The 15,486-nt window shown below is 72.7% G+C and carries 15 protein-coding genes; 9 read left to right on the top strand and 6 right to left on the bottom strand.

Annotated features, from left to right (window positions below; genetic code table 11):
• Positions 1–104: 104 nt before the first annotated feature.
• The 3 genes from ABZ374_RS10105 to ABZ374_RS10095 all read right to left on the bottom strand — a co-directional run bounded on the left by ABZ374_RS10105 (position 105) and on the right by ABZ374_RS10095 (position 3,240).
• Positions 105–830 (bottom strand): class I SAM-dependent methyltransferase, encoded by a 726-nt coding sequence (locus tag ABZ374_RS10105; RefSeq protein WP_360308989.1) that lies wholly within the window; start codon positions 828–830, stop codon positions 105–107.
• 4 nt (positions 831–834) lie between these two features.
• Complete coding sequence (locus tag ABZ374_RS10100; RefSeq protein ID WP_360308988.1) at positions 835–2,022, bottom strand: glycosyltransferase family 4 protein; 1,188 nt, start codon at positions 2,020–2,022, stop codon at positions 835–837.
• A gap of 153 nt (positions 2,023–2,175) precedes the next feature.
• The gene (locus ABZ374_RS10095; RefSeq protein ID WP_360308985.1) at positions 2,176–3,240 is read right to left on the bottom strand and encodes a DUF3068 domain-containing protein; all 1,065 of its coding nucleotides are present in this window, start codon (positions 3,238–3,240) and stop codon (positions 2,176–2,178) included.
• A 168-nt stretch (positions 3,241–3,408) separates the two neighbouring features.
• On the opposite strand from ABZ374_RS10095, the gene ABZ374_RS10090 reads away from it, so the two are divergent.
• Both ABZ374_RS10090 and ABZ374_RS10085 read left to right on the top strand, forming a co-directional pair.
• Complete coding sequence (locus ABZ374_RS10090; protein ID WP_360308982.1) at positions 3,409–3,573, top strand: hypothetical protein; 165 nt, start codon at positions 3,409–3,411, stop codon at positions 3,571–3,573.
• Positions 3,574–3,722: 149 nt separating this feature from the next.
• The gene (locus ABZ374_RS10085) at positions 3,723–4,871 is read left to right on the top strand and encodes a helix-turn-helix domain-containing protein (RefSeq protein ID WP_360309252.1); all 1,149 of its coding nucleotides are present in this window, start codon (positions 3,723–3,725) and stop codon (positions 4,869–4,871) included.
• A gap of 7 nt (positions 4,872–4,878) precedes the next feature.
• On the opposite strand, the gene ABZ374_RS10080 is transcribed toward ABZ374_RS10085, so the two are convergent.
• Positions 4,879–5,196 (bottom strand): hypothetical protein, encoded by a 318-nt coding sequence (locus tag ABZ374_RS10080; protein WP_360308979.1) that lies wholly within the window; start codon positions 5,194–5,196, stop codon positions 4,879–4,881.
• Positions 5,197–5,386: 190 nt separating this feature from the next.
• Here ABZ374_RS10080 and ABZ374_RS10075 point away from each other — a divergent pair, with 190 nt between their 5' ends.
• The 7 genes from ABZ374_RS10075 (at position 5,387) to ABZ374_RS10045 (ending at position 11,748) form a co-directional block, all read left to right on the top strand.
• Positions 5,387–5,599, top strand: a complete 213-nt coding sequence (locus ABZ374_RS10075) for a DUF5999 family protein (protein WP_360308977.1) — start codon at positions 5,387–5,389, stop codon at positions 5,597–5,599.
• 139 nt (positions 5,600–5,738) lie between these two features.
• Positions 5,739–6,851 (top strand): type III polyketide synthase, encoded by a 1,113-nt coding sequence (locus ABZ374_RS10070; protein ID WP_360308974.1) that lies wholly within the window; start codon positions 5,739–5,741, stop codon positions 6,849–6,851.
• On the top strand, positions 6,836–7,393 hold the full coding sequence (locus ABZ374_RS10065; RefSeq protein ID WP_360308971.1) for a cupin domain-containing protein: 558 nt from the start codon (positions 6,836–6,838) through the stop codon (positions 7,391–7,393). The genes ABZ374_RS10070 and ABZ374_RS10065 overlap by 16 nt, the downstream gene beginning before the upstream one ends.
• The gene (accD, locus tag ABZ374_RS10060; RefSeq protein WP_360308968.1) at positions 7,390–9,204 is read left to right on the top strand and encodes an acetyl-CoA carboxylase, carboxyltransferase subunit beta; all 1,815 of its coding nucleotides are present in this window, start codon (positions 7,390–7,392) and stop codon (positions 9,202–9,204) included. Before ABZ374_RS10065 ends, accD begins: the two co-directional genes overlap by 4 nt.
• Positions 9,201–9,737 carry an acetyl-CoA carboxylase biotin carboxyl carrier protein gene (gene accB / locus ABZ374_RS10055; RefSeq protein WP_360308965.1) on the top strand — a complete coding sequence of 179 codons (537 nt, stop codon included), beginning with the start codon at positions 9,201–9,203 and terminating at the stop codon, positions 9,735–9,737. Before accD ends, accB begins: the two co-directional genes overlap by 4 nt.
• A 6-nt stretch (positions 9,738–9,743) precedes the next feature.
• Positions 9,744–11,090: a biotin carboxylase N-terminal domain-containing protein gene (locus ABZ374_RS10050; protein WP_360308962.1), complete on the top strand. Its 1,347-nt coding sequence runs from the start codon at positions 9,744–9,746 to the stop codon at positions 11,088–11,090.
• 13 nt (positions 11,091–11,103) lie between these two features.
• The gene (locus ABZ374_RS10045; RefSeq protein ID WP_360308959.1) at positions 11,104–11,748 is read left to right on the top strand and encodes an NAD(P)H-dependent oxidoreductase; all 645 of its coding nucleotides are present in this window, start codon (positions 11,104–11,106) and stop codon (positions 11,746–11,748) included.
• Positions 11,749–12,183: 435 nt separating this feature from the next.
• Here ABZ374_RS10045 and ABZ374_RS10040 read toward each other — a convergent pair whose 3' ends face one another.
• Entirely contained in the window at positions 12,184–14,268 is a 2,085-nt protein-coding gene (locus ABZ374_RS10040; protein ID WP_360308956.1) for an ATP-binding protein, read from the bottom strand.
• Between the two features lie 248 nt (positions 14,269–14,516).
• Complete coding sequence (locus ABZ374_RS10035) at positions 14,517–15,158, bottom strand: response regulator transcription factor (RefSeq protein WP_360309250.1); 642 nt, start codon at positions 15,156–15,158, stop codon at positions 14,517–14,519.
• Positions 15,159–15,486 lie beyond the last annotated feature (328 nt).

Genomic DNA, 15,486 nt, shown 5'->3' with positions numbered 1-15,486 from the left:
TCACGAGTGCCTCCTGCGAAGCGCGCGCGGTGCCCGGGCGGCCGGGGTGCCGGCGGCGGGGGCGACGTACGCGTCGGGCGGCGCCGCCGTCCCGGGGGCCGCGGTCACGGGCAGCGCCGAAGAATGAGGAGCAGGTTCCAGGTGAGGACCTCGCGCAACCCGGGAACGCGGATGATCGCGCCGGGCGCGAAGGGCCAGTAGCGGGAGCGGGCCGAGACCAGCACGACGTCCGGACGGTCCCGGACGTGGCGCAGCGTGGGCCCGACGTGCACGGTGAACAGGTTCTCGCCCAGGGTGTGCTTGGCGGCCCGACCGGTGCGTCGCGCGTACCGGGCCCGGGCGCGTTCGGCACCCAGGTAGTGCCAGGGCGCCCACTCGTGACCGCCCCACGGGGAGTACCAGTTGGTGAAGGCGACGTAGATCAACCCGCCCGGGCGGGTGACCCGGACCAGTTCGCTCAGGAAGGTCTGCGGATCCTCGACGTGCTCCAGCACATTGGAGGAGAAACACACGTCGGCGACGCCGTCGGCCAGCGGCAACAGGTAGCCGTCGGCGAGCACCGCACCAAGGAGCGGTGCGCCGTGCCCGGCCAGTTCCCGCGCATCCGGTTCGAACAGGTAGCCGTGGGCGCCGCGTCGGCGGAACTCCCGGGTGAAGTGCCCACTGCCACCGCCCACATCCACCACCACTCGACCACGCAGCCGGACATGCCGCTCGACCTGGTCGGCGGCATCGCGGGCGAGCAGCCCGTAGCACCGATCCGGGTCGTGCCGCTCCTGCCGGAAGGCGCGAAAGAGCGCGATCGACCTGCGCAGCGACGGGTCCTTCATCCGGTCACCACCCGGCGTCGCGTCCGGTGACCGGGGCGGCTGCGGCCTCGGCGGCCACCGCTCGGAACTGCCGCACCGTGTCGGTCCAGCGAAACCGTGCGGCGCGCAGCCCGGCGGCGGCGCCCATCGCCGCGCAGCGCTCGGGACCGAGCGCCAACGTGCACCAGGCGGCGGCGAACGAACTCTCGCCCCGGGCCAGGACCCCGGTGACCCCGTCGTCGATCGAGTCGCGCAGTCCGGGGATGTCGAACCCGATGGCCGGCGTGTGCCGGGCCGCGGCCTCGGTCACCACCAGACCCCAGCCCTCGACCAACGAGGGATGCAGCAACAGCCAGGCCGAGCACAACAGTCGATGCTTCTCGGCCTCGGAGATCCGACCGGTGAACAGCACGCCGGGCCCGGTCAGCGCTTGCAGTCGCTCGCGTTCGGGACCGTCGCCGACGATCACCAGCCGGCCCCCGGTCACCGGCCGGACCCGCTCCCACAGGCGCAGGAGCAGGTCGATGCGCTTGTATTCGACCAACCGGCCCACCGCCACGAACAGCGGCTCCGGCGACTTGGCGGCTCTGGGCCCGGGTTCCTCCACGCCGTTGTGCACGACCCGGATCCGGTCCGGCGGCACCCCGATCGCGCGCAGCGCGGCGGCGGTCGACTCGGACACCGCGACGATCAGGTTGCCCCGATGCGCGCCGGCCAGTCCCCAGTGCTCCAGTCGCCGGCCCAGCCGTGCGGCGGGGCCCGGGAACCGCATTTCCCACAGGTCGGTATGCACGTGGTTGACCAGGCACACGGTCGGCCCGCGATGCCACAGCGGGCTCAGGTAGGGCATGCCGTTGCAGACCTCGACGAGCAGGTCGCAGCCGCCGACGCGGCGGTCGAGGGCCCGGTGGGCGCGCAGGTAGTGGTCGGTGTCGCCGCCGACCGAGAGCACCCGGTAGTCGCGGTCGGCGGACGGTCCGCCGCACAGCAGGGCCACCTGGTGGCCGTGCGCGGTGAGTCCGTGCGCCAGCCGATCGACCAGCAGTTCGGAGCCGCCCGCAGCCGGGTTGGCCAGGTCGCGGCGGGCCAGGAAGACGATTCGGCGCGGGTGCGGGGACGGTCGGGCACGGGGGTGCGCGGCGTGGGTCGGTACGGCTTCGGGGGGTGTCGCACGGAGCACCGGACGCAGCGCGGAAGGCACGTGCTGGGGCATGTCGGCTCCAACTCGTATCGAGCCTGGATCGGACGCGGATGGGTGCGTGGGAAGTGCGGGATGTGCGGGGTGAGTTCGTAGCTTTTCGCCACCGTGTGCGCGGCGGCTACTCACGCAGGTGACAACTTTGCCGCCGGGAAGTGCGACGAACCGTCAGTTCGGTGCCGGCCGACCGGAGTCGCCGCCACGCGCCGCGCTCGGGCGCAGCCGCGGCAACCGGCGCCGGCGGACCCGCGCCTTGCGATCGGCGGCCGGTTCGGCAACGGGGGTGCCGGGCCGCGGTCCGCGGATCACCGACAGCAGCCCGAGCGCGGTGAGTACGGTTCCCACACCCCCCGCGGCCAGCGGTGCGGTCTCCCCGACCAGCACCAGCCGGGCGTCGTCCCGCTTGGCCAAATCGACCTGCCGGCGCCGGGTTTCGGGGGTGAAGCGGATGTCGGAGCTGTCGAGCAACACCACCGAGGCCGTACTCGCGCCGGGTGCCCGCAGGGTCTTGCGCGGGGCGATCCGCGCGTCGATGACCCGACCGGTGCGCGGGTCGGCGACCAGTTCGATGCCGGCGTTCGCGTACCACTCCTCGGCGAGCACCTGCGGTTGTGCGACGCCGACCAGGGTGCCCGGGACCTGTCGACCGCCGACCCGGGTGTCCCGGACGGTGCCGGTGAAGCGATAGCCGCGATGCCCGCGCACCTCGACCGTGCCGCGATAGTCCAGCGGGACCTCGGCCCCCAAGGTCTCGTCCCACCAGCGGTAACGCCGCTTCTCCAGGTCGAACGGGAACTTCAGGAACGCCTCGCCCCGGATCGCCGGCGTCTCCCCGCAGCAGTGCACGGGGGCATTGGTACGCCGGTCGGTCACCCAGCGGGCCACCGTCCACTGGTAGGACCGCCGCGGGTCGTGCTCGGCCAGCGTGGCCGGGGTGTCGATCGTGGTCGACACGTCCCACACCGCCCGGCCGCTGCGCTCGGCCATCGCCACATCGCCCACCACCCGGCGGGTCACGGTCAGCGTCTCGCCGTGTACCGGCCGCAACGCGGTGGTGTCGAAATAGCTCCCGGTACCGGCGAACACCACCGTGTCGTCGATGTCGAGCGGCGTGCGCTTGGCCTGCGGCTCGACGTACCAGGCCAGCATCGCGGCCAGCACGAGCAGGAAGACTCCGGCTCCGAGCAGGGCCAGGGACAGAATCGGGGAACGAAACGAAATGGCGCGGCGCATCCGGCACTCCTGACGGCAAGGGGCCTGGGGGACGTGCACGTCTGTCTCAGGCCGGGAACCGTAGGCGCACCCTTGACGGAGTGTCAATACGCCTCGCACACTGTGTTCATTCAGAGCCGGTGCATGGGAATGGGCGGGGTGCCCTCCGATCGAGAGGCTCGTCGAAGCATGCACAGACTGCTCGCCGCCGGGTTGACCGTGATCCTCGCCGCCGCCCTCGCCGTCGGTGCCGCGTTCGGCATCGTCGCCGCGTTGCACAAGACCCCCGAACAACCCAATGTGCCACTCGTGTCCTTCCGCACCGATCCCACCGCGCCGAACCCGCAGCCCTGATGCCGGCCCCGCATGCCGGGAAACGTGTCCGGCCCCGGACCCACGCCGCCGGTGCGGGCATCGACCACCCGCCGCGGGGGAGAGGCACGGTGCGCACCGCGTGGCGGGACGTGCCCCGGCCGCAACTGCGCCGGTTCGCCGATCTGGCCATGGCCGAGATCGCAGACCTGGCACAGGGCATCCTGCGCGACATCCGGATCGAATTCCCCGCCCTGCCGCTGGTCCCGGACGAGTCGGGCGAACCGATGGCCCTGGTCGCCATCCGGCGCGCCCTGGCCGACTTCGTCGAGCACCTGCTCGCCACCGACGACCGGCAGCACGAACGCCTGGAACTGTTCGAACTGTTCGGCCGCGCCGAGGTGCTGCAAGGGCGCAGCCTGGACTCGTTACAGGCGGTCTACCGACTCGGCGTGCGACTCGCGTGGCGGCGGCTGGCCGAGATCGGCCAGCAGGTGGAGATCCCGCCGCCGGCGATGTACGAACTGGCCGAGGCGGGCTTCGAATACCTCGACGGCCTGGTCGCCCAGTCGGTGCACGGCTATGCCGAGGCCGCGGCCCGCCAGGTGGGCGAACGCCTGTGGGCGCAGAAGCGGTTGATCAAGTTGTTGCTCACCGAGTACGGCACCGAACCCGCGAGCGCGCTCGCCGAGCACGCCGCCCGGATCGGCTGGCCGCTGCCCGAACAGGTCGCCGTGGGAGTGCTGTTGCGGCCCGCGCCGGACGCGGTCGCGCCGGCGGTGGGCCGGGACGTGCTGTTGGACATGGAGTGCGAACGACCCCGGATGATCCTGCCCGATCCGGACGCGGCCGGCCGGCCCGAGTTGCTGCGCCGGGCGATGGCGGGTTGGTCCGGCGCGATCGGCCCGTCCGTGCCGCTGGCCGACGCGGCCAAGTCGCTGCACTGGGCCTGTACGGCGCTGCGCCTGATGGAGCGCGGGCAACTGCCGGACGGGCGGGTGATCCGCTGCACCGAGCACACCGAGGCACTGGTGTTGCTGCCGCCCGAGGAACTGATCGAGGACCTGGCCCGGCGCTGCCTGGCACCGCTGGACAACTGCCCGCCCGCGCACTCGCGCCGGTTGGCCGAGACGCTGCTGGCCTGGCTGGAGACGCGTGGCGGCGCACCGGAGATCGCCGCGCGGCTGGGAGTGCACGCGCAGACCGTGCGCTACCGGCTGCGCCGGATCCGGGAGTTGCTGGGCGACGAGATGGACGAACCGGATCGCCGCTTCGAGTTGGAACTGGTGCTTCGGGCCCGGCGGTTGCGCGACGACAAGGCGGCGGCGCAGCGGGACTGAGGGCGCGCTACGGCTGCGCGGGCGATGTCGAGCCGGTCGTCGACGTCGTCGGCGCCGTGCCGGTCGGGGCCTTCGTGGTCGGGGTCGGTGGGATCCACGGCGTCGGTGGCCCGGTCGGCGACCACTCCCACCCGTCCGGCGAGGTCCGGTCCGGGGACGCCGGTGGCGCGAACGGGCCGATGCGCCTGTTCATCAGGACCAGCATGACCACGACGAAGACCACGGTGACCACGGTCAGGGCCAGACCGATGGGATTGCGGACGTTGAACACGTAGGGGCTCGGTCCCCACCTGTTCCGTTTGAACACGGGTTCGTGGTCGCGCACGCCCGGCAGTCTATGCGGCGGCCTCCCCGGCCCGTTCGGGTCGGGACATCGGCCGGGGATTCGGGGCCGTGGGCTCATCCGCCCGGGACCACGGGAGGCGCAGGGTTGTCACGTGAACGAAGAACGGAAGCACCCCGTGGCAGCTCGCCGACCCACTGCCACCCACGGCATTCCCGGAAGGATCAGGACCATGTGCCGACACTCTCCCCCCTGTCCCGCCGCGTCGGCCACCGACCACCTCGCGGCGCACGTCGTACAGAGCCATCCCGAACAGGGCTGGAGCCTGCTGTGCAACGGCGTGGTGATCTTCGAGGACACCGGCGCGCTGCTGCCCGACGGCGCGATCGAGCCCCCGCATCGCGCGGGCCGGGCCCGGTCGATCCCGATGCAGGCGGCCCGGTAGCCGAGCGCCCGCCGCGCGGCACCGCAACCAGCCGTCACCCGCGGAGAACCGCATCCGGTTCTCCGCGGTTTCGCATCCACACGTTTCCCATTCACACGTTTCGCATCCACACCTTCGTATCCACACAAGGAGACCGCTCGTGAGCATCCTCTGCCGGCCCGCCGTGGCCGTCCCCGAGAACGTGATCACCATGGACGAGTCGCTGGAGATCGCCCGCCGACTGCACGCGGACAATCCCCGACTGCCGCTCGCGCTACGACTGATCGAGAACACCGGCGTGCGCAAACGACATCTCGTCCAGCCGATCGAGCGCACCCTGCGCCATCCCGGCTTCGAGGCCCGCAACCTCCTCTACCACGAGCAGGCCAAACTGCGGGTGCCCCCGGTGATCCGCCGGGCACTGGCCAACGCGGAACTGCGCGTACGCGACGTCGACCTGCTGATCTACGTCTCGTGCACCGGATTCGGCATGCCGTCGATGACCGCGTGGCTGATCAACGAGCTGGGCATGCGCCCCGATACCCGCCAACTGCCGATCGCCCAGCTCGGCTGCGCGGCCGGCGGCGCGGCGATCAACCGGGCCCACGACTTCTGTACCGCCCACCCCGGGCTCAACGCGCTGATCGTGTCCTGCGAGTTCTGCTCGCTGTGCTACCAGCCCGACGACGCCGACATCGGGTCGTTGCTCTCCGACGGCCTGTTCGGCGACGCGGTCGCGGCGGCGGTGGTGCGCGGCGCGGGCGGCACCGGCGTCCGGCTCGAACGCAACGGCTCCCACCTGATCCCACACACCCAGGACTGGATCTCCTACGCGGTCAAGGACACCGGATTCCACTTCCGCCTGGACAAGCGGGTGCCCACCACGATGGAGCCGCTGGCACCGGTCATCGAACAACTCGTCGCCCGCCACGCGTGGGACGCCTCGGCACTGGACTTCTACGTCGTGCACGCCGGCGGCCCGCGGATCCTGGACGACCTGAGCACATTCCTCGGCGTCGCCCCCGAGGCGTTCCGGCACAGCCGGGCCACCCTCACGGAATACGGGAACATCGCGAGCGCGGTGGTCTTCGACGCCCTGGACCGGTTGTTCGCGACGGGCGGACCGGCCGCCGGCGGACGCGGCATCGTGGCCGGCTTCGGCCCCGGGATCACCGCCGAGATGGCGGTCGGCACCTGGGTCGATTCCGGACCACCGGGCCGCGGCGATCGCCGGCCCGCGACCGAGGAGGTGTCGTCGTGGTCGACGGCCTGATCATTCCGCCCGGGGCGGGCCGGCGGCTGGTGACCGCCGCACAGGAGGTCACCTACAAGGTCACCGGAGCGCACGCCCGGCACACCTCGACCTTCGAGGTGGTGGTGCCGCCCGGCTTCGACGTCGGCGCACACGTGCACGCACGGGGCGAGGAGTTCTTCTACGTACTCGACGGCGAACTCGACGTACTCGCCTTCGAACCCCTGCACCGCACCGCCGACGATTGGCGGAACTGGCGCTCGGAGACCGGCCGGGGGCCGGTCCGCGCTGGCGCCGGGAGCTGCATGTTCGTGCCGCCCGGGTGCCCGCACGCGTTCGGCAACCCCACCACGAGACCGGCCAGGATGCTCTTCCAGTCCACACCCGCGCCCGACCACGAGCGCTACTTCGAGGAACTGATCGAGATCTTCGGGGCCGGGGAGCGGGTCGACTCGGAGCGCGTGGCCCGACTGCGGCGCAACTACGACATCCACCAGATCACGCCGCTGCGGCACGCGGCCCCGAGCGTCGCGCCGCGCGGGGAGCAGGAGAGACCGCGATGAACGCCACGCGCGGGCCGGCCGTCGACACGTCGCCGTCGGACTGGCTGAGGTGCCCGAGCTGCCACACCCTGGTGTACCGCAGACGCTTCGAGCGCGCCCATCGGGTGTGCCCCGGCTGCGGCGCGCACACCCCCCTGGACGCGGCCAGGCGGCTGGACGCGCTGCTCGACCCGGGCAGCGCCCGGCCGCTGACCCCGACCGCGACCGTGCACGACCCGCTGCGCTTCGAGGACCTCCAGCCGTATCCGGACCGATTGGCGGCCGCCCGCGCGGCGACCGGGCACGAGGACGCGGTCCGGGTGGCCCTCGGCACCTTGGCCGGGCATCCGGTGGTGCTGGCCGTGATGGACTTCGCCTTCATGGGCGGCAGCCTGGGCGTCGCGGCCGGGGAGGCGATCGGCACGGCCGCCGACGCCGCGCTGGCCGGACGGGTGCCGCTGATCGTGGTCACCTCGTCCGGCGGCGCCCGGATGCAGGAGGGCGCGCTGGCCCTGATGCAGATGGCCAAGACTTCGGCGGCGATGGCCGAACTGGACGAGGCCGGACTGCTCACCGTCACCGTCGTCGCCGACCCCACCTACGGCGGCGTGGCCGCCTCGTTCGCCACGCTGGCCGACGTGGTGGTGTGCGAACCGGGCGCGCGGATGGGCTTCGCCGGACCGCGCGTGATCGAGCAGACCATCGGCGAACGGCTGCCGGAGGGTTTCCAGCGGGCCGAGTTCCTGCTTCGGCACGGCCTGGTGGACGCCGTCCGCCCGCGCGGCGAGCTGCGCCGGACGCTCGCGGTTCTCCTGGCCGCGGCGCGCCGGCCCGCCGAGCCGGATCGCCCGGAGGCGACCGGGCCGACCCGGGCCGCCGGCGTGGGCGATGGGGCTGCGGCTCGGCCCGAGGCCGGGTCGGCCGGGTCGGTTGGGCCGATCGGGCGGCCCGCGCACGAGGTGGTGGCCGCCGCGCGGGATCCGCGACGCCCGACGACGCGTGACCATCTCGCTTACTGGATGGACGCGTTCGTCGAGTTGCGCGGTGACCGGGCGGGCGGCGACTGCCCGGCGATCGTGGGTGGTCTGGGCCTGGTGGAGGGCCGCGCGATGCTCGTGCTCGGGCACCAGAAGGGCCACACCACCGCCGATCTGGTCCGGGCCAACTTCGCGATGGCCTCGCCGGCCGGCTACCGCAAGGTGGTCCGGCTGGCCCGGCTGGCCGAGAAGATCGGCGTGCCCCTGGTGACCCTGATCGACACCCCGGGCGCACATCCGGGAATCGAGGCCGAGCAGCAGGGACAGGCCGGAGCGATCGCCGGATGCCTGCGCGTGCTCGCCGGGCTGCGGGTGCCCGTGGTGGCCGTGGTCACCGGCGAGGGCGGCAGTGGCGGCGCCCTCGCGCTCGGCGTCGCCGACCGGGTGCTGATCAGCGCGAACGCGCTGTACTCGGTGATCAGCCCGGAGGGCTGCGCGGCGATCCTGTGGAAGACCCGGGAGCAGAGCCCGGCGGCGGCCCGCGCGCTCGGTCTGGACGCCGGTTCGCTGCTCGAACTCGGGGTGGTGGACCGGGTGATCGCCGAACCCGAGGGCGGCGCGCAGGCCGATCCGCCCGCCGCGAGCCTCGCGCTGCGGGACGCGGTGTTGGAGACGGTGGCCGAACTCGCGAGCCTCGATCCGGCCGAGCGCGTCGCGTCGCGGCGACGGCGCTTCCGCGCCTTCGGGCTGCCTGCGGCGTCGGACGCGGCCGGCGCGGGGATCGGGACCGGCCGCGTCCGGGAGGACGGCGACGACTACCGGGACAGCGACGACTACGAGGAGGATTCGGCATGACCGCCGTCGACGACGAAGGCCGGGCGGCCACCCTGGCCGTCCTGCGCAACGCATTGGGCCGGGTGCTGCACGATGCCCCGCGACCGCCCACGAAGATCGTGGTGCGCTCCGGCGGGGAGAGCATCGAGGTCGCCTGGTCCGCCTTCCCGGGGCCACCGCCGATCGCTGCCGCGGCCTCGGCCGGCCCGGAGGTAGAACCCGCGCCCGCGCCGCAGCCGGCCGTGCCCTCGGGTCACCTGGTCCGCGCACCGCTGGTCGGCACGCTCTACCACGCGCCGGAACCGGGAGCGGCACCGTTCGTCGAGGTCGGCGACCGGGTCCGGGCCGGCCAACAGGTGGCCATCATCGAGGCGATGAAGCTGATGAACCCGATCGAGGCCGACCGGGACGGCCGGGTGACGGCGGTGCTGGTCGACAACGGGCAGGGCGTGGAGTACGACCAGCCGCTGTTCGAACTCGAACCCGTCGCCGGTTCCGGGCACGACCCCGCCTCCGGTGCCCCCTCCGACTCCGACTCCGACTCGGCGAGGTGAACCTCCGTGTTCGACACCGTACTGATCGCCAACCGGGGCGAGATCGCACTGCGCGTGGTGCGTACCTGCCGGGACATGGGCATCGCCACCGTGGTGGTGCACTCCGGCCCCGATCGCGACTCGGCCGCCGTACGCGCCGCCGACCACCACGTCAACATCGGCCCCGCGGACCCGCATCGCAGTTACCTCTACCCGCCGGCGGTGATCGAGGCGGCCCGCAAGACCGGCGCCCAGGCGATCCACCCCGGCTACGGCTTCCTGTCCGAGGACCCGGACTTCGCCACCATCTGCGCCGAGAACGGGATCGTCTTCGTCGGCCCCGCGCCCGAGGTGATGGCCCGGCTCGGGGACAAGTCGACGGCCCGGCGGATCATGGCGGACGCCGGGCTGCCGGTGTTGCCCGGATCGCGGGACCCGGTCGATACCGTCGACGAGGCCGCCGAGGTGGCCCGCGGCATCGGCTTTCCGTTGATCGTCAAGGCGGTCGCGGGCGGCGGCGGTCGGGGGATGGCGGTGGTGCCCGACGCCGGCGCGCTGTTGCCCACCTTCCGGGCGACCCGAGCCACGGCCCAGGCGGCCTTCGGCGACAACCGGGTCTACCTGGAGCGTTACCTGGCCGGTGCCCGGCACATCGAGATCCAGATCCTGGCCGACGGGCACGGGAATGTGGTCCATCTCGGCGAGCGGGACTGCTCGGTGCAGCGCCGACACCAAAAGCTCGTCGAGGAGTCCCCCGCACCATGCCTGCCCGCCGACCTGGCCGATCGGCTGGCCGCCCACGCGGTCGCCGGGGCCCGGGCGGCGGGTTATCGGGGCGCCGGCACCTTCGAGTTCCTGGTCCGCGGCGAGGAAGCGGCGTTCATCGAGGTCAACTCGCGAATCCAGGTCGAGCACCCGGTGACCGAGACGGTGACCGGGATCGACATCGTCCGCGAGCAACTGCTCGTCGCCGCCGGCCGACCACTGGACTTCGACCAGGACCGGGTGCGGCGCCGCGGCGCGTCGGTGGAGGTCCGGATCAACGCCGAGGACCCGGCCCGCGACTTCGCGCCGTGTCCCGGCACGCTCACCACCTTCGACGCGCCCGCCGGCCCGTTCGTCCGGGTGGACACGCACGCGTTCCCGGGATCCCAGGCCCGTCCGGAGTACGACTCGCTCCTGGCCAAGATCGTCACCTGGGGGCCGGATCGCGACCAGGCGCTGGCCCGGATGCGCCGCGCGTTGCGCGAACTGCGGGTCGAGGGCCCGGGTGTGCGCACCACCGCGCCGCTGCTCGCCGAGATCCTCGACGACCCGGACTTCCGCGCCGGGCGGCACGACACGACCCTGTTGGACCGCCGTACCGGTTCCTGACGAAAGGCCACTCATGTCCGTGCCCGGGACCGCTCCCGCGTCCCCTTCCCCCGCCCGCGTGTTGGCGATCTCCGGCTCGCTGCGCGCACAGTCCGCCAACACCCGACTGCTGGCCGCGCTGCCCGCGCTCGCGCCACCCGGCATGTGCTTCGACGTGTATCCGACGCTGGGTGAACTGCCGCTGTACAACGAGGACTTGGACGTACATCCGGAGCTGCCGGCGGTGCGCCGGTGGCGTACCGCGATCCATCGGGCGGACGGGTTGGTGATCGCCACCCCGGAGTACAACCACTCGATTCCCGGCGTGCTCAAGAACGCCGTCGACTGGGCCTCGCGCCCGCGCGGCGACGCGTCGTTGTCCGGGAAGGCCGTCGCCGTGATGGTGGTGACGGCCAGCCGACTGCACGGGTTTCGCGGGTTGACCGACACCGTGCGGATCCTGGCCGGTCTGGGCAATCTGGTCGTGCCGCACCCCGAGGTGGTGGTGGGTGGCGCCCCCGACGCGCTGACCGGCGAACCGGACGGATCGGTACGACCGGCGGACCCCCGGGTCGCCGCGCTGATCCGGGTGCAGTTGCAGGCCCTCTCCGACGTCATCGGCACCGGCGCGGCCACCGCCGCCCTGGTCGCACCGACCGGCCGGCAGCGCACGGGATGAATTCACGCCCACGCCGGCCGGCGTGCACCCGCGCCCGCCCCGGGCGTCCCGGGCACCGGGCACACGGCGCCGCCCCCGCCGTCGAGGACGGCGGGGGCGGCGGTTTGTTGTGTTCCTTCGGGTCGGCTCAGTCATCCGGCGGATCGTGCGTGTCCGGCTCGGCTGTTCGGCCCGAGCCATCGGCCTTATGCGGCGGATGACCGCTGCTCGCATCCGTTGCCTTCGCCGAATCGGACTCGTCCACGCTGGTGCACGGCGGATTCGGAAAGTGGCAGCCGAGCGGCTGGTCGGGCTTGTGCGACCCAGGCGGTGGTTCGCCGCCCTTCGGAAGTGGGCTCTTCGACATTTTGGATCTCCGTGTTGTGTGGGGGACAAGGTGATCAAGTCGATCACCGCTCCTCCACCTTCGCTCGCTGCGGGTCCCTCCGCATGTGGTCACGGTCCCGGGTCGGTCCCGGGTTGGTCCCGGGTATCGGTCCCGGCTCGTGGGATGACCGCGCGCACGACGGTGCCGTGTTCGTTGCCGCCCGCGGTGAAACTGCCGCCCAGTTCCTCGGCGCGTTCGGCCATCGAGGCCAGGCCGACACCCTCGGTCGCCGCGCCGCGTTCGCGCTCCGGGCTCCCGACGCCGTCGTCGATCACCTCCAGGACGACGCGGGTCTCGGTGACCACGACGTCGAGCGTGGCGTGGTGGGCCTGGGCGTGCCGGACGACGTTGGTCAGCGCCTCGCCGCAGATCCGGTAGATCGCCACCTCCACGGCCGCGGGCAGCGGCGGGGGCGGATCGGGATCGAAGGTGACCCGGATGTGCGGGTGGTTCCCATCGCCGCCGCCCAGCCGCGTCGCACATTCGCGCAGCGCCTCGGCCAGCCCGAGTCGGGCGAGTGCCGCGGGGGCGAGGCCGTCGGTGATCCGGCGCAGCTCGGTGATCGCCTCGCCGATGCTGCGCGAAGCGATGGCCAGGGTGCCCTCGGCCGGGGTGCCCGGCGGTACGCAGGCCCGCGCGGTGTCGACCTGGAGCCGGGTACCGGACAGCGCGGGGCCGAGGCCGTCGTGCAGGTCGTGCCGGAGTCGGCGGCGGGCTTCCTCGCGGGCCAGCACGATGCGTTCGCGGGTCTCCTGGAGTTCTTCGTACAGGCGCAACGAGGCGATGGCGGGCGCCGCCTGGTCGGCGAGGAAGCGCAGCACCTCCAGGTCCTGGCGGTCCAACGCGTCCTGTCCGGGGCGGGGCGGTGCGGAGAGCCGGCCGATCACGACACCCTCGTAGGTGAGCGGGAAGTCGACCTCGGCGGTGCCGGCGGTGCCGATCCGGGCGAGTTCGCGTTCGCCGTGCCGGGTGTCGACCACGACACCGGCGCCGGGCAGGCCGAGCGTGTACACGACCGTTCGACAGAGCAGGGCGGGTGCCGAGCCGGGGGCCGGTGCTCGGCTCAATTGTTCGGAGAGGTCGCGAACCACCTGGTAGGGCCGGGCCCGTTCGCCGTAGTAGAAGCGGTCGACGACGCGCATCGCCCATTGCACGGTCGGCCGCAGCAGGGCGCCGATCAGCAGCGCCCCGGCCGCTATCACCAGCGCGCCGGCGGTGCGCGCGCCGGGGAGCACGCCGGACAGCGCGACGGCGATCCCGAAGTAGCCGCCCATCAGCACCGCGGCCAGCGTGAAGGTGGCCAGAACCTTGCGCGTGGATCGGTCGAGGTGCCACTGCCGGTCCCGGGCGAAGGCGTACGCGAAGCACAGTTGCCAGACCAGCACGCCCGCGTAGAGAAGGAATTCATAGAGCAGGTCCGAGAGTTCGAGGTGGTAGCCGAGGAAGCTCACGGCCAGCCACAGCAGATAGGGCAGCAGCGGCACGAGCCGCATCGGGTGCGGCTTGGGCGAGCGCACCCAGCACACGGTCATCACGGCGAGGCTGGTCAGGATGACCAGCGGCGGAATCAGGTCCATCCGCGGGGTCAGCCACTCGTCCAGCCACCGCTGCGTGCCGGCCCAGGCGCCGTGTTGCAGGAAGCTGGGCAGTCCGTACCAGCCGGACCCGGAGTAGTCGTCGTACGCGTGCACGGCGCTCCACAGCGCGAGCAGCACGGCATAGATCCGGACGAATCGGGACTTCGGCAGGGTGCCGTTCGGGAGCCACAGCGGCAGCGCGTACATCCCGAACAGGAGCATCGTGTCGGCGATCAGCCACACGGTGATCGCCACGGTGGCCCCGGCGAATCCGGCGTCGGCGAACACCGCGGTGAACAGGACCGCGCTCGCCAGCGGATAGCACAGGCCGGTCCACAACAACAGCCAGCCCAGGCCGGCGGCGGATCGACGCGAGAGTACGAAGAGCCCGGACAGCGAGAAGGCGATGCCCTGGAGGGTGGCCACGCCGATCAGGGCGGGGCGCGGGGGCATCCTCGGGTCGTCGAGGTGGGTGAGCAGCAGGATCAGCGTGACCAGGCCGCCGACCAGGGAGGCGCCGCATACCGCGTAGGCGCGGTCGAGGCCGGAGCGTTGCCTTCGGTTGCCCATGGGCATCTGGCGCCTCCTCACGGACGTCGTCGAACGACGGCGCGGACGAGTCGAGCCGGGTGGGGCCGAACGACGCCGGGTGCTTCCGATGTGCAGGACCCGGAGGGGTACGGACAACTCAGGATGGTCGTCGCGGTGTCCCGTGCACACGAGGCAGCGGTCCCATCGAGGTCCCGACCGGGGCCCGGCCGATGCTCCGGGACGGGCTCGGGTCGGGCCCGTCGGCGCGGTGGCGCGCGGGGCGGCGGTCCGGATCAGTCGGCGCCCAGGCCGAAGTCGCGGGCGTGCGCCACCGCCTCCGCGCGGGTGGTGACGTGCAACTTCTCGAAGATGTGCGTGATGTGGTTGCGCACGGTCTTCTCGGCGAGGAACAGCCGGCGGGCGATGTTGCGGTTGTCCAGGCCCCGGGCGAGCAGGTCCAGCACCTCGCACTCGCGTTCGGTCAGCTCGGGGAACACCCGCTCGGACGCGCGGGGGCTGCCGCCGGCCAGCAACGCGGCGAGCCGGGGCACGGTCTGCGCACCGAAGACCGCGCCACCGGCCGCGACGGTACGCACCGCGTGCAGCACCTCGTCCCGGCCCGCGCCCTTGACCAGATAGCCACCGGCGCCGGCGCGTATCGCCGCGAGCAGGCTGCCGTCGTCGTCGGACATGGTCAACACCAGGACCGGCACGGTCGGCGTGTCGGCCGCGATCTTCCGGGTGGCCTCGATCCCGGACCCGTCCGGCAACGACAGATCCATCACCACCAGATCGGGCGCCTGCTCGGCAACCACTCCCGGCACCGCGGCGGCCGTCTCCACCTCGGCGACCACCACGATGTCCGCGGCACTCTCCAAAGCGGCCCGCAACCCCGCCCGAAACAACGGATGGTCGTCGACGATCACGACCCGCACAACCTCGAACCCACTCTCCCCAACCACGCGGTACATACTACGCGTGCGCACCCCGTCACTTTGCGCACATGCCCCGATCCACCCCCACGCCCCGCCACACCCCGCCGCAACGCGCGGCGCGCGGCACCACCACCGGCACGAGACTGCGGTGCGGGGGCCGCCGAAGGCGAGGGACGACACACCAAACCCGAGGCACCCACAACCCACTCGTCCCACTCGTCCCGCGCCTCCGCGCCTCCGCGCCTCCGCGCCTCCGCGCCTCCGCGCCTCCGCGCCTCCGCGCCTCCGCGCCTCCGCGCCTCCGCGCCTCCGCGCCTCCGCGCCTCCG

The organism is Embleya sp. NPDC005971, from assembly GCF_040629175.1.
Taxonomy (GTDB): Bacteria; Actinomycetota; Actinomycetes; order Streptomycetales; family Streptomycetaceae; genus Embleya.
Note: the sequence above shows the minus strand (reverse complement) of the source record. Positions and strands in the feature narration are given on the sequence as shown.

What these genes read in the sequence shown, in the direction of transcription:
- ABZ374_RS10045 (WP_360308959.1), top strand. Translation starts at nt 11,104, where the DNA reads ATGTCCGTGCCCGGGACCGCTCCCGCGTCCCCTTCCCCCGCCCGCGTG.
- ABZ374_RS10105 (WP_360308989.1), bottom strand. Translation starts at nt 830, where the DNA reads ATGAAGGACCCGTCGCTGCGCAGGTCGATCGCGCTCTTTCGCGCCTTC.
- ABZ374_RS10100 (WP_360308988.1), bottom strand. Translation starts at nt 2,022, where the DNA reads ATGCCCCAGCACGTGCCTTCCGCGCTGCGTCCGGTGCTCCGTGCGACA.
- ABZ374_RS10085 (WP_360309252.1), top strand. Translation starts at nt 3,723, where the DNA reads ATGGCCGAGATCGCAGACCTGGCACAGGGCATCCTGCGCGACATCCGG.
- accD (WP_360308968.1), top strand. Translation starts at nt 7,390, where the DNA reads ATGAACGCCACGCGCGGGCCGGCCGTCGACACGTCGCCGTCGGACTGG.
- ABZ374_RS10095 (WP_360308985.1), bottom strand. Translation starts at nt 3,240, where the DNA reads ATGCGCCGCGCCATTTCGTTTCGTTCCCCGATTCTGTCCCTGGCCCTG.
- ABZ374_RS10090 (WP_360308982.1), top strand. Translation starts at nt 3,409, where the DNA reads ATGCACAGACTGCTCGCCGCCGGGTTGACCGTGATCCTCGCCGCCGCC.
- accB (WP_360308965.1), top strand. Translation starts at nt 9,201, where the DNA reads ATGACCGCCGTCGACGACGAAGGCCGGGCGGCCACCCTGGCCGTCCTG.
- ABZ374_RS10075 (WP_360308977.1), top strand. Translation starts at nt 5,387, where the DNA reads ATGTGCCGACACTCTCCCCCCTGTCCCGCCGCGTCGGCCACCGACCAC.
- ABZ374_RS10040 (WP_360308956.1), bottom strand. Translation starts at nt 14,268, where the DNA reads ATGCCCATGGGCAACCGAAGGCAACGCTCCGGCCTCGACCGCGCCTAC.